General features: G+C 38.7%; 14 protein-coding genes and 1 pseudogene. 10 read left to right on the top strand and 5 right to left on the bottom strand.

The features are described from left to right. Window positions 1-263 precede the first annotated feature (263 nt). The 3 genes from STRDD11_RS07295 (at window position 264) to STRDD11_RS07285 (ending at window position 3700) form a co-directional block, all read left to right on the top strand. Window positions 264-908, top strand: a complete 645-nt coding sequence (locus STRDD11_RS07295) for a deoxynucleoside kinase (RefSeq protein ID WP_128836754.1) — start codon at window positions 264-266, stop codon at window positions 906-908. A 14-nt stretch (window positions 909-922) separates the two neighbouring features. Beyond that, complete coding sequence (locus tag STRDD11_RS07290; RefSeq protein ID WP_128836753.1) at window positions 923-1579, top strand: HD domain-containing protein; 657 nt, start codon at window positions 923-925, stop codon at window positions 1577-1579. A gap of 564 nt (window positions 1580-2143) precedes the next feature. Beyond that, a complete protein-coding gene (locus STRDD11_RS07285) occupies window positions 2144-3700 on the top strand; it encodes an Ig-like domain-containing protein (RefSeq protein ID WP_128836752.1) in 1557 nt (518 codons plus the stop codon). A gap of 904 nt (window positions 3701-4604) precedes the next feature. Here the strand turns inward: STRDD11_RS07285 and STRDD11_RS07280 are convergent. Next, window positions 4605-4862, bottom strand: a complete 258-nt coding sequence (locus STRDD11_RS07280; protein WP_128836751.1) for a hypothetical protein — start codon at window positions 4860-4862, stop codon at window positions 4605-4607. Between the two features lie 56 nt (window positions 4863-4918). On the opposite strand from STRDD11_RS07280, the pseudogene STRDD11_RS14930 reads away from it, so the two are divergent. Further along, window positions 4919-5128 (top strand): annotated as a pseudogene (locus STRDD11_RS14930) (hypothetical protein); the annotation flags it as partial. A gap of 262 nt (window positions 5129-5390) precedes the next feature. Here the strand turns inward: STRDD11_RS14930 and STRDD11_RS07270 are convergent. Further along, a complete protein-coding gene (locus tag STRDD11_RS07270) occupies window positions 5391-6146 on the bottom strand; it encodes an SDR family NAD(P)-dependent oxidoreductase (RefSeq protein ID WP_128836750.1) in 756 nt (251 codons plus the stop codon). A gap of 112 nt (window positions 6147-6258) precedes the next feature. Continuing rightward, window positions 6259-6594: a MerR family transcriptional regulator gene (locus STRDD11_RS07265; protein ID WP_128836749.1), complete on the bottom strand. Its 336-nt coding sequence runs from the start codon at window positions 6592-6594 to the stop codon at window positions 6259-6261. A gap of 225 nt (window positions 6595-6819) precedes the next feature. Here STRDD11_RS07265 and STRDD11_RS07260 point away from each other — a divergent pair, with 225 nt between their 5' ends. The 6 genes from STRDD11_RS07260 (at window position 6820) to STRDD11_RS07240 (ending at window position 11395) form a co-directional block, all read left to right on the top strand. Next, window positions 6820-7371, top strand: a complete 552-nt coding sequence (locus tag STRDD11_RS07260; protein WP_128836748.1) for an AfsA-related hotdog domain-containing protein — start codon at window positions 6820-6822, stop codon at window positions 7369-7371. Between the two features lie 377 nt (window positions 7372-7748). Continuing rightward, the gene (locus STRDD11_RS07255) at window positions 7749-8891 is read left to right on the top strand and encodes a thiolase family protein (RefSeq protein ID WP_128836747.1); all 1143 of its coding nucleotides are present in this window, start codon (window positions 7749-7751) and stop codon (window positions 8889-8891) included. Window positions 8892-9032: 141 nt separating this feature from the next. Beyond that, window positions 9033-9332 carry a type II toxin-antitoxin system RelB/DinJ family antitoxin gene (locus STRDD11_RS07250; RefSeq protein ID WP_128836746.1) on the top strand — a complete coding sequence of 100 codons (300 nt, stop codon included), beginning with the start codon at window positions 9033-9035 and terminating at the stop codon, window positions 9330-9332. Continuing rightward, the gene (locus tag STRDD11_RS07245; RefSeq protein ID WP_128836745.1) at window positions 9325-9666 is read left to right on the top strand and encodes a type II toxin-antitoxin system PemK/MazF family toxin; all 342 of its coding nucleotides are present in this window, start codon (window positions 9325-9327) and stop codon (window positions 9664-9666) included. Before STRDD11_RS07250 ends, STRDD11_RS07245 begins: the two co-directional genes overlap by 8 nt. 340 nt (window positions 9667-10006) lie before the next feature. Beyond that, the gene (locus tag STRDD11_RS13680; RefSeq protein WP_164828420.1) at window positions 10007-10177 is read left to right on the top strand and encodes an NUDIX hydrolase; all 171 of its coding nucleotides are present in this window, start codon (window positions 10007-10009) and stop codon (window positions 10175-10177) included. A 189-nt stretch (window positions 10178-10366) separates the two neighbouring features. Further along, entirely contained in the window at window positions 10367-11395 is a 1029-nt protein-coding gene (locus STRDD11_RS07240) for a hypothetical protein (protein WP_128836744.1), read from the top strand. Window positions 11396-11786: 391 nt separating this feature from the next. Here the strand turns inward: STRDD11_RS07240 and STRDD11_RS07235 are convergent, their stop codons facing one another. Together STRDD11_RS07235 and STRDD11_RS07230 are read right to left on the bottom strand one after the other, a co-directional pair. Then, window positions 11787-12731 carry a LacI family DNA-binding transcriptional regulator gene (locus tag STRDD11_RS07235; protein ID WP_128836743.1) on the bottom strand — a complete coding sequence of 315 codons (945 nt, stop codon included), beginning with the start codon at window positions 12729-12731 and terminating at the stop codon, window positions 11787-11789. A gap of 10 nt (window positions 12732-12741) precedes the next feature. Next, window positions 12742-13551, bottom strand: a complete 810-nt coding sequence (locus STRDD11_RS07230) for an HAD family hydrolase (protein ID WP_128836742.1) — start codon at window positions 13549-13551, stop codon at window positions 12742-12744. Window positions 13552-13662 lie beyond the last annotated feature (111 nt).

The following is a 13662-nucleotide window of genomic DNA, read 5'->3' as shown; positions in this document are numbered from 1 at the left end:
TCGTGGTTTTGGCATGAAGCTGAAAGCGGCGACTGCTGCAAGGCCGGTTATGCTAGGGAAAGATTGGGAGAAAGACTGCTCTCCTATCAAGTTAGCTGTGCATAGAGATTCCCTAAATATGCTTGGCCCAGTGCTTGTATTTGCTTTCTATTTGAACGATAATAGGTATCTTGACTAATACTATATATTGTGTTATCATTTTTTTGTAAATACGATATATAGTGTTATCGTATAGTGAATCGTTTTGGAGGTACAGAACCATAGTGATTATTTTAGCAGGTATGATTGGTGTAGGAAAAACAACCTATACGGATCGTTTGGCCGAAGAGTTGGGAACCCAGCCGTTTTTTGAACCCGTGGAAGAAAATCCAATTTTGGACAAATACTATGAAGATCCGGAGAAGTACGGTTTTGCCCTGCAAATCTACTTTTTGAATAAGCGCTTTAAGATGATTAAAGAGGCTTATTATGATGATAATAATATTCTCGATCGCTCGATTTATGAGGATGCGCTGTTTACTTATATCAACACCTTGACCGGTAGTATTAGTGAACAGGAATATGGTATTTATCTGGAGCTGCTGGACAACATGATGGAGGAAATCCAAGGATTGCCAAAGAAAGCGCCGGACCTCTTAATTTACTTAGATGGCAGTTTTGATCATATCATGAATAACATCAAAAAACGTGGACGTTCTTACGAGCAGCCAAATGAGGAAAATGGTTTGTTGGATTATTACCAACTGCTACATAAGCATTACCAAGATTGGTATGATGACTATGATTATAGTCCTAAAATGAAGATTAGAACGGATCAGCTGGACATTTCCAATTCAGAGGATTGGAATAAAGTTTATCAAAGGATTCAGCAGCAGATGGAGACCATTGGCCTAAACACAGAAAAATGAGAGTGGAGGAAGGCATGCCTGACACCAGAAAGCGTATTTTACAAGCAGCACGGGATTTCGTCCGCCAAGAGCTGAAGGATGACAGCAGCGGCCATGACTGGTGGCACATCGTTCGTGTTGCAAATAATGCTGTAGCGATTGCAGAAAAAGAAGGGGCGGATCTCTTTATTTGTGAATTGGCTGCGCTTTTGCATGATATTGCAGATGGCAAGTTAAATGAAAGCGAAGAAGCGGGCTTACAAAAAGTTGAACAGTGGCTCATATTGCACGAAGTTTCTGAGATTGACAGAAATCATATTGTGGATATTATTTCAAAGCTGTCTTTCAAAGGCGGGCAGACCAGGGAAGACATGCCTAGTTTAGAAGGAAAAATCGTACAGGATGCTGATCGATTAGACGCGATTGGTGCGATTGGCATTGCACGAGCAATGGTGTATTCTGGACATACAGGAAGACCGATTCATGATCCGGATTTGCAGCCGAGAGAAATGATGACCCTGGAAGAATATCGGAATGGGAAAAGCTCGGCCATTATGCACTTTTACGAGAAGCTGCTTAAGTTAAAAGATACCATGCATACGTCGGCAGCTAAAGAGTTGGCAGAAGGCCGCCATCAATTTTTAGAAGTCTATCTAAATGAATTTTATGATGAATGGGAAGCCAGGAAATAAAAATAGCTTGGCATCTGAAACTTGAAAAAAGCTTCTTTTTAAACTGTTTCTATCGTCATTTAGTTTACTTTTTATTACTCTGTTAGCTTAAACAGACTGTTGAGCAGCCTGACACTTCCTAGCGGAAGCTTTATCCGCCGCCTCAAAACCTCCGGTTTTGAGCAGCTCGCTGCCCTATCGTCCTCTATTTTAAGTGATAGACTGGAAGTTTCCCTGCTTTCGAATTTTTAGGCAGGGTTAAAGAGGCTCCCCGAACCTTCCTCGCTTACTCATTTTCATATACAGACGGGCAGGCGAATATATCAATTTTTAGGGAGGGAATCAAGCTGAAAAAGGCTGGGTTTTCTCATTTTTAAGAGCATAATTTTTTGTTTTCTTCTCTGTTTTTAGACAGAAGTTGACAATGTGTATACTAAATCCGAACATTCACTTGAAAAGGTGTACTAATATTTGACTTATAAAAGCTACTATGTTAGTCTAATATTTATAGTAAACCGGAAATGTAAAGTGGATTTAATTCAATTTAAACATTTCTGGCAAAAAAGTAACATTGGAGGGATGGATATGAAGAAAATATCTCAGACTTTTGCAGGCTTTTTGTCGGTTGCCTGTGTACTCATCTTCGGCTTGTTTGTCAGCCAGCAGTCAGTTAAGGCCGAGACAGTGGATGATGTCATTACATCAATCAACGTCTATAATCAGAAAGGCGAAAAACTGACCGAAAGCCTGTCTCCTTGGGAACGATTCCAGATTGATGCCAACTTTGCTTTCAACTACGGCAAGGTGAAGCCGGGAGATACGACGACAATTGCACTTCCTGCCCAGTTTGCTCTGGAAGGGGCGGATTTTGAAGTGAAGGATGATGACGATAATTTGGTTGCGACAGCGGTTGTCGATGCGCCCAACAAGCAGATGACGCTGACCTATACAGATTATGTCTTGACCCGTTCGCACATCGAAGGGAAAGTTCACCTGCTCGCCCGGATTGACCACACTGTTTTCAGCAGCCAAGGCTCTGTTCCCCTGCGGCTGACAGTCGGTAAAAATATCATTGAATATGGAAATATTGACTTCAAAGGGATTCCTGGTCAGGCTACACCATTTACCTTTGTCAAGTATGGCTGGGACAATGTCGACGATGTCAAGTCCATCACTTACAGCCTCAATCTCAACCAGCTCGGTCAAAATTTAGACAATGTTGTCATTTCAGACCAGCTCGGTTTTGACAGCGGCGAGATTGATCCAGCAAGTTTCCAGATTCTGAAAGGCTCTTGGGTGACGGATTCATCAGATAATTCTTACCATCTGAGTCAGGACCGTGAAAATGTAACCAGTAACTATCAGATTAATTTGACAGCTGACAAGCGTTCTTTCACCATCAATATGGGCAATATCCAGTCTTCAGAAGGATTTTACATCCGTTACCGAGTGAAATTCCCAACGGCCCCTGTCAGCGGCACCCAATTTCCAAATGAGGCCATCCTGAAAGCTAATAATATAGAAGACCAGCGTTCTTCTGCGTCTGTTCGCTACCAGCGTGCCAATGGCTATGCGCGCGGAGATGTTTACGGTGTGCAGGTGATCAAGAAGGATGACAAGGGCAAACTGCTGGAAGGCGCTGAGTTTACCCTTTATGACGAAGACGGTGTTACTGCTATTGAAACAGTAACCAGCGATGCCAATGGTGTGGCTGCTTTCAGCAATCTGGTCAAAGAGCGTTATGTGATTAAGGAGACCAAAGCACCGTCAGGCTACCAGCTGTCAAATGAAGTAATCAATGTCAATGCTGCTGAGCTGGATACTTACGGTTCAGGTATTCTTCACAAAGACTTTGTCAATATCGCCGTACCTCGTGCTGTTCAGCCGCCGACAAAGAGCAGCAGTTCAAGCGATTCCAAGACCGGAACATCAAGCAGCTCATCAACATCAAGCCAAACAGGTACAGAAGTTACCGTTGATACGACCGCAGAAGGGACTGGCAATGTAAAAGTCAGTGCCGGCGGAAAGAAGGTGCTGCCTAAAACAGGCGAAAATGCCAGCTGGATAATGATTGCGGCTGGAGTTGCCCTGGTAGGTCTGGTAGGCTTTATCGTACTCCGCTCCAAGAAGAGTCATAAGTAATCAAGCTCCTGAGGAGCAACTGCTTCTTTTGCCAGTCATGAGAGGGAAGGCAGTCCGCTCTTGTTTCGGGTTGCAGATGGAGCTTCCATCCGTTAGGATAGGCCAGGATCCTTCTGCACAATCCCCTCTCTAGCAGGCCAATGTCTGCGCGAGGCTGGGACCACAGTGTCTCAGCCTCGTTTCCTGTTTCCGGGCTTGGGCTGTCGGAGCAAGTCAAAATGATAGGCTGAAACTGTCCCCCAGACAGTTTCACTACTAAAAGACTATATTTTACAATCAGTCATGATCTTGTATCCCTTTATTAATACAGGTTTTGATATTTCGTAACATTTCTTCTGTAAAATGAAACGTGACTAAGATGTTTCCTAGAACAGATTAGTTGCCAGAATCTACGGGAAGGCCGCTTTGATATGCAGCGTTAACAGCGTATCAACTGTTGATTCATATATAATCTTTTTCCATTCCTAACCCCAAAAATTATAAGACAGTCATTAGGAATGCAGCTCGGTGTGTGATAATCTTTGTCAGATTTTCATTGTACTCTTTGACAATCAAAACCCTATTTGTTTGCTTCGGCTTACCTAATCTATTTTTATTTCATTGAGTATAAAAAATCATTTTGCTTTTGCCTTTTCCCGTAGTTTTCTTTTGCTGATAGACAGACCTCCCTGCCAAAACGGCGGGGAGGTCTGTTGTTTGAAATGGTGGATCTGGAGCAGAGCTTTATCCGATTGGTTCTTCCTGTGTCAAAAAATTCGGCAATGAAGAATTGATCAAGAGTTTAAAGAAGGCGAAGAAAACTGATAAACTGAAAGAAAATGCAGAATTTCAGCAGCTGCGTAATATTCTGGGTGAGGAGATGCTGGGTGATTTCTGCCATAAAGGCTATACTAGGGACGACATTTCAGAAATCATCCAAATACCGGCGGTGCCAGTTGAGGCCGGCTAGATTGCTGGCGGATTTACCAATACTGACAAAGACATTGGAATAGTCGACCGGCACATCCCCTCCCTCCAGATAGATGGGCTCTGTTTGGGATATGGCCGCTGCTTGCAGCTCCTCTTTTTTCATATCAGCGACAATCTCCTGATAGCCCCGTCTTTCCTTTTGGCACATATCAATTTGCAGCTGGCCCTCGATGAAAAGGCCGCTGTCACTCATGGGGCTGTATCTGGCATAGATCTGCTGTCTGAAGCTTTGCTCATTTTAAAATATGAGGGATTCTTTGAAAGTTTTTAGCAAAGTGGTCCGTTCATAAGGATACGACCATGTTGCGCGAAATCTATATTCATTTGCTACAGGAGACCAAAGATGAATGGGCTGAAATTGAGAAAAGATGGCGGACAAGGCTCAAAATCACAAGAAAAAAGTCTAGAAACATAGATAAACTGCTTTTTCCAAGCGGTTTATCTTTTTTTTGCTCGTAATTACAATCTGATTTTTGTTGTACGTCGGTAATATGACTGGGGGACATTTTTGATGAGCGAAAAAATATTTGTAAATAAGTTTAATTTAATCTGATTAATGTGTTAATCAATTTGTGTACACAAATAAAATTAGTTTTCTATATTTTGCTTGTAAACATAAACAAATTACAGGAGTTAAAAAATATAGACAAAAAAAGAGTACAAATATAAATCACACATTTATACTCTCTTATTTTAATCTTAAGGCGTGATATGTATATTATTAATGATTAAATAGAGGCTCACTCAATTTGAAGCTGAAATCTGCTACATCAACCAGTCCCACAACCTTGTCGCTATGATATAGCTCCATAAGAAACTCAGCCATTTCTTCGCTGGTGTGGTACTTGGCAAAATGCTCATCGTAATCATAATCTTCTGTGTCGGTTGCCTTTTGTCCAAACTCGGTTTTTGTAGCAGCGGGGGCCAAAACCTTTGCCTGCAAAGGATAGTTTTTGCTCTGCAGTTCCAAGGCCAAGCCTTCGGTAAAAGCACTGACATAAAATTTGCTGGCACAATAGGTAACAGCGTTAGGAACCAGCATATAGCCGCCTCTGGAAGAGAGGTTGATTAACTGTGCACCTTTTTCATTGCCATAATCCCTGACATAAAGACTGGATAAAATCGTCAAGGCTTCAATATTCAGATGGATTAAGGTCGAAATTTTCTTGAGATCCTGATGGGCAACTGAATCATAATTTCCAAATCCTGCATTATTAATCCAGGTCGTAATATGGTAGCCTTTCAGTTCCTCATATAAATCATGGACATTTTGCAAAACAGAGAGGTCTGTTGTTTTGATGACAATGTCTAGGTCTGGATGCTGTTTTAAAATATCTTCCTTAAGCTTTTCCAAGCGTTTCTGACGACGAGCAACCAAGATTAGATGACTGCCTAATTCAGCGAATTTTTTCGCCGCCTCTAATCCAATGCCTGCACTGGCTCCTGTGATGCAAGTGTAATTCCTCAAATGGTTCATGACATCTTCCTCCTTTATTTGAGATATCTCCACTATAACATCTGGAGTACACTCAAGGTCAAGGAGAATATACAAGAAAATTAATTATCGTTCCCTATACCCAAATAAGTTTTTATTTTTTTTCAAGAAAGTCAATATGTTGTGCAATTTCACTTTGTTGATTGTGTAGATTATCTAGTTGAAGGAATAATAATTTAAGCCTCTGCGGAATAGTTGAATCTCCTTTATATCTTAAATTAGCATACTCTTGCATATCTTTAATTGACATACCTGTTTTTTTTAATCGGATGATAAATTGTGCCCATGCTACATCAGATTCTTCATAATATCTGCGATTATTGTCTTGTCTATGGCAGTGTATGAGATGTTCCTTTTCATAATAGCGAAGAGTATCGATTGAAAGACCGCATTTTTTAGAAAATTCCCCGATTGAATATTGTCTAGTCATAATTCTTCTCCTTGCATATATTTTATGCAATTTTATCATAATAATTAAATTTAAGTGTAAATATTATATAAAGTAACCATTTTTTTGTAAAAGTGTATCTGAATAGAAATATTTATGAAATTATATTGAAAAAAAGGGGGTTGACATGGAGTGCACTCCACTAAGTAAAATAAATTTCAATACCAGTATTTTATACCCGGTAATTTATATTGGCGAGGAGAAAGTATGTTTGAAATTAGACTTACTGATAAAATTAAAACATTAGACGATGGGATTGTGTATGATAATGATAAAGAATTAGCAATGATACTATCAATCTATGGTGACTTAGTCACAGAAGTGGAAAAAAATGGGAAAAATCTTTCACCTGAGCAATTGGCAGATATTAAACATCAATTTGAATGGGATTACTTGTCACCTGATGTTGCTTATTCATTGATTGATTTAATTGAATTACCTAAAGAAATCCAACGAAAATTGTCATATGAGCAGGGCTATCTAAATAAAAAGCTAGTTCATAAACAAAAGCAGGAGAATGTGCTGCTCTCTGAATACGAGCAGTATGGTAAAAGTGTGGCTTTCAGAGGCTATTTTAATTGGGCTGAATTAGATAGTGATTACGTTTCTGACCATGTAGATGGAATAAAATTATTTGAAATTATTCGTCAAGGTATGTTAGTTTCCTCTCGTATTAATAATTTAAAATATGATTCTGCGGTAGCGTTGACAAATTTAAAAATGTTAAATAAAACTAAATTTAAAATATATTTTCTATAGAAAAGAGGTAATGAAAATGAAATTAACCATTTCTAAAGCACCATATCTCGTATTGATTGAATGGGAAGTTCAAGATGACAATTAGATCAAGCTGCAAAGGTTTGGACTGAAAATAAGATGTCGGATCTACTCACTAATTCAGTGATTTATAAAGGTATTAGTAAAAATACTTTAGTTGTATTGTATGAAGTATCTAGTTTTTCAGAAATTCAGGATTTCTTAGAAAGTGATAACTTTAAAGAATTTGCTATTCTACAGTCACCTTTCATGAAAAGCGATTTTCATCAATCTTTAGTTGGTCTAGTAGAGGAGGTACGTCATAGAGATTCTCTTGTTCCAAAAACGAAATACATGCAACTGAGAACAATTGAAGTACTATAGGAAAATTTAATGGTGGCTTATCTACCTTTACAGCTGCAGAGCTAGGTGCTAAAGCCTTGTCTGCGGTTATAGAACAATCAGGTGTTCCGGTAGAGTTGATTGATCAAATTTTAATGGGTAATGTTTTACAAGCTGGTCAAGGACAAAATCCGGCTAGAAAGGCAAGTAGAATTGCTGGGATACCAAATTCTGTTCCAGCGATTACGATTAATGATGTTTGTGGTTCCGGACTCACAAGTATAAATATGGGGTTAGCGCTCATTTTATCAGGACAAGCAAAAATTGTTCTTGCAGGTGGAATGGAGAGCATGTCAAAAGCACCATATTTATTGGAAAAAGCTCGGACAGGATATAGAATGGGAGATGGTGTTTTGATTGACTCTATGTTAGAGGATTCTTTAGTAGACTCAATAGAAAAATTCCATATGGGTATTACTGCTGAAAATATTGTAGAGAAATATGGTATTTCTAGGGAAGAAATGGATTCATATTCGGCTGAAAGCCACAAAAAAGCAATGAGGGCTACTGAATTAGGAGCTTTTGAAAGTGAAATCATTAATTTGAAAGTTACTAATAGGGAAGGGGTATCGATTGTTTCAAAAGATGAAGGAATTCGTAGGGATTCTAGTGTAGATAGATTATCTCAGCTGAAAGGTGCATTTAAGAATGGTGGAACAGTAACTGCGGGGAATTCATCAAGTATAAATGATGGAGCCGCTGCAGTGTTGATGGTTAGCGGAAGGGTTGTTGAGCAATACAATCTTAAACCTTTAGTAGAAGTTATAGATTCCTCTATTGTTGGATTGGAGCCGGAATTAATGGGCTTAGGACCTGTATATGCAATTAGAGATTTGCTAGGAAAAAATAATTTGAAAGTTTCAGATATAGACATATTTGAGTTAAATGAAGCTTTTGCTTCACAATCACTAGCGTGTTCACAAGAGCTTTCTATTGAAGCTGAGAAAATTAACCCTAGAGGAGGTGCGATTGCTTTAGGCCATCCAGTAGGAGCTTCCGGTAGTCGTATTTTAACAACATTGATTTATGAAATGCTTGACAGTGCTGCGGAGTTAGGAGTGGCATCATTATGTATTGGAGGGGGAATGGGAGTTGCTACCCTCTTGAAAAAGGTTTCTTAGAATTTAATTGTTTAATTGCTATTACTGTTTGAAAATTTTAGGGAATTATATGAGCCATTTCTGTCTATATATTCCATATTGCATTCCTCTTTTGAACATGATACAATTATAATACAAACAAATACAAAAGTAGGTGATTGTATGGCTACAAAATTATTTCAAAAAAGAGTGGATGTTGAGCTGCTGGACGAAGTATCAGCGATTTATAAATCTTTGGGAACGAGTGTAGGTGAGGCATTTGTCATGTTTTTAAAAAAATCTGAAGAGGTCCGGGGCCTGCCTTTTGAGCTGCGCCAGCCTTCGGCCGTGTCTGATGAAGAGTTGGAGCGATTACTCTTGACAAAACTAGAAAAGCGAACGATTGACGCAGAAAAAACGGAAGATGCGGCCCACTTCTTTGATGAAGACTTTCCAGAGTATAATGAGGTGATGAATGGCTGATTTCAATCGCTATGATATTCTGGTTGGACGCGTCGAGTATGCGGATGGAAGCGGGGCAAAGAATCGTCCGGCTATGGTCATTCGCTTCGATGATGAGATTATCAAAGTTTTGCGGATTACCAGTCAGTATGAGGGGAAATCTGCGGCTATTCAGCAGCAATATTTTGAGATTACAGACTGGTTTAAAGCAGGACTGAAAAAGCCCTCATGGATTGATACCGTCAGGTATTATGAATTAAATAAAGCTCAAATAAAGTTTACGATTATTGGGAAACTGTCTCAGCGAGATATTGAGCGATTTAAAATCTTTATTCGAGAACGACTGGAGCAGTGAGAGGTCTGTTCTAGCCAGCTTTATTTCAAACTCTCTATCTATTTGTTTGATGAGTCGGTTTTTCTATGTCTCCTAAAAAGGAAGTCCATAGGACATATCCGAGCTTAGAGGTATGATGCCCGGCGCAGCCTGGGTATGGTCAAACGGATAAGTCCAAAGGCTGTAGATAAAACCTTTACCAGCAAAGATTGGACATGAAAGATTCTGGTAGAGACTGAGACCTAGGAAAAAAAACGCAAGTCCGTAAGCCTTTGCTTTCTCAACCTCAAATCATTCGCCTTTTCGGAATAAAAATGTTATACTGTAAGCAAATTTATAGATAAAAATGGAGGTTTTGTCAATGGACTACGTCAGTTGGATTCATTCTAAGGCCGGTCACAATAAAATATTTCTGCCTTTTGCAGCGAAGATTTTGCTCAATGCTGAAGAAAAGATTATCTTGCAAAAGAGGGCAGATAAGAGAGTTTGGAACATTTCTGGCGAGATTATGGAACTGTCCTTCTTTTCCTAGGAAGAGTGCCAGAACCTGCAGTTGGCTGGCTAGCAGAATGTGGATATTTTGGGAAATTATTTTGCTGGTCATTATCCCTTGGAGCGATAGCAAACAGTTGAGATGTTAGTTCGTCTGTTTCATTAATGAATGACAGTTTAGATGCTAAAGTTTGCTGTAAATTCTATAAAGAATAAAGGAGATGGTCAAATGTCTCATGATTATTTAAAAGAGACGATAATCCGTTTAAGTTCCTCTGATAATTGGGAACAAGCAAGAATGGAGTGGACTAAAGCAAAACTTATAAAAATTGACAGCAGCCATCGGCAAAGCTGTCTCTGTGGCCATAAAAATATCAAAAAACTCTTTTCTATTGTCAGAAATGATGGATCAGAAATAGAACTGTATCCAATTGGCTCTTCCTGTATTGAGAAATTTGAAAATGAAGAATTGACTAAGAGCTTAAAAAAAGCAGAAAAAATCTATAAATTGAAAGAAGGTGATTCCTTTCAGGATCTCCGTGATATGATGGATATAGAACTGTTGGATCAATTCTATGAAGAGGGCTATTTTAAGGAAGATAAAGAAAATGAATTTAACACTTGGAATGATTATATTCTTTTTAAAATGGCTTTGAGCAGAAGCGGCAAGGAAAGGCAACTGGCCTATAATAAAATGGACCGTATACTGTACGTTGTAAATGACTATCTGCGCCCAGAGTTAAATGGGATATTTGATATAGATGAATATAAAAAGAATTTAAAATTATGGAAAAAAGAAGAAGAGGAAGAAAAAAAGCGACAGGAGAAATTGCGTAGGGCGGCAGAGGAGGAGCGGATACAACGGCAAAAGGAGGCTAGGGAGAAAAAACTACAAGAGCAAAAACTTCAAAAACAAAAAAAGTATGACCGACTTCTTGCCTGGCTTAATCAGCAAATGGATCCTGAATCTCAGGAAGTTAAGGATTCGGTCAAGCGAAGCTCTGACCTTGATAAGAAAATTGATTTGATTACTTATTTTAAAAATCTTAAAGAAAAACAGTCCCGACAGGAAATAGAAAATGATGCAGATTTGCTGTCGGAAGTGATGAGACTGAGACGGCAGGTCAAGTCCCTCTATCCGCGAACGCCTAGAGCTAAAAAGTGCATTGATTATGTCGATCATTATGCAAAAAGCAACAGAGAGCATTTGTTTTATATGAAGCGGCTGCTAAAGGAGGTGGAAGAAGGAAGGCTCTAGAAAATGATAAATTATATTCATAAAAAGGCGCTGGGATGATTAGGCACTTTTTGGAGTCTAAAAGACGAACAAAAAGTCAAATCAGCTACCGCGTCAAGAGTTTTTTACCAAACAAAGCGAGGCTGAAGGACTTTCGTCCCAGCCTCTTTTTCATGTGTTATTTCATGCCCCCCTGCATGGATTTGGGAGGCTTACTCATCTTGAAAGAAAATAAAAATATTGAAATATAAGTGATTTTCGGAATATACTTGGAGTAATTTTCAATATAATTATTTCAAAATGGGGCAAAAGTGGGGCAAGTAAAAACTAAAACTGTTTGAGACTATGAAACATGAACTAAAAAAGTTTCCAATTTTGCATAGTTGGAAACTTTTTCTATTATTTTTAATAACTAATTATCTTGAGGTAAAAATTCTGAAATCAAAACTTCTTGACTAATCGATTCAGATAAAGCTTGTTTAAATGCTAATTTTCCTAAAGAATAGGATTGGTGGTCTATCGTTGGGAGTTTCAACAGATGCCCAACTAATAGACGTTCCTGCCCAATGATATAGGGAATTTTTTTCTCTCTTTCTTCATATCCCTTTATGAGACCAGCTGCCACTTCATCACTTGTAGCTAATATACCATCGATACGATCGTCATTGACTAATTCATGTGATACGTGTAGGCCATCATTAAAATCATGAATATTCCCAAATACCATATATGGAGTCGACTGTTGCCCATAAACATTGTGATAAGCTAATAATGCAGTTTGATAGGTAGCCGATGATTCATTATCTCTTGAAAATAACAAAACTAAGTGTTCCAATCCTCGTGCTTTCATCGCAGAAAAAGCATCCACAAATGAAGAATAGCGGTCCAGGTAAGCAGAGGATAGTAACGGATAACCCTGCAATTTTTCACAAACCACTATTCGTCCATATTTCGCATAGGTTTCAATCCTATCAAGACGAATAGCTCTCGAAGTGAAGATTAAAGCGTCAATAGCTTCCATTTTAAGTTGCTTCAGGTAGGAAAGTTCCAATTCTTCGTTGTAATCTGAAGGCATCATGACAAGTTGATAGTCGCTAGCTTTAGCAGCATCTAGGAGACCATTGATTAATTGTGTAAAATAAGGGTGCTGGGTGTGTGGAATGACGACCCCTATTTTTTGTGTTTTTCCTCGACTTAAATCTCGTGCTAGCTGGTTTGGCATATAGTCCAGCTCGTTGATAAGATCCATGACTTTTTGTCGTGTCTCATCAGAGACATGTGGATGGTGATTGATCACACGAGAAACGGTTGATTTAGCCACGCCAGCTTTTTTAGCTATTTCACTGATACTTGTCATTATAGGGCTCCTACTTTAAAAAATTGTGAATCCCATATCCTACGCCATCTTCATCATTTGACTTCGTTATTTTATAAGCTATCTCTTTGATATCATCAAAGGCATTATCCATCACAATAGGATAGCCAACCATTTCAAGCATAGGCAAATCATTATGTCCGTCACCAAATGCAGCTGTTTCTTCTTTGTCCAACTGCTCTTTTCGAAGGATATGTGCAATTCCTTTAGATTTTTTAGCTAGGAGATGTGTAATTTCAAGATAGGCTTTACCTGAACGTTGAATCGTGATTTGTGGTAAGTATAAACTTTGAAGATACTTTTCCAATTCTCGCATCGTTGCTTCATCGAAAGTAATCATCATAATTTTAAAAGTATTTCCTTGACCCTCTAAAAACTCTTCTTCATTATCAATAAAGGTTGGCGTTTGACGGGTTAAACTTTGTTCATACTGGATTCCTTCATCTATTTTATCACAATACCAGTTATTCATATCATAATAAGATAAACTAACTTGAGGGAAGTGTTGACGGATTCCTCTCAGCAACTGTTTAACCGTTTTATTTTTAATGGTTTGCACATGAATCGGTAGGACTTGATGATGATTTCCTATGGTATAAATTAATCCTCCGTTAAAAGCAACCTGAACCCCTTTTAATTGAAGGGCATCAGTGGCCTCCTTCATTTCCATTGGTGCTCTAGCAGATACTAAAGTGATGGGAATCCCTGCTTCGCGTATCAAGGCTGCATTACTGTCACTGACCTTTCCTTCGTTATTTAACAGTGTTCCGTCCATGTCACAAAAAATACGTTTGATTTTCATATAGATGACCTCTTTTACTTTTTGAAACCAGTATAAACTCTGGAACGCGTTCCATGTCAAGCATAATTTTAAAAAAAATTTTGAGAAAATAAATCGTATTTTATATATGTT

The sequence above is a fragment of the Streptococcus sp. DD11 genome, assembly GCF_001578865.1.
GTDB classification, from domain to species: Bacteria; Bacillota; Bacilli; order Lactobacillales; family Streptococcaceae; genus Streptococcus; species Streptococcus panodentis.
Note: the sequence above shows the minus strand (reverse complement) of the source record. Positions and strands in the feature narration are given on the sequence as shown.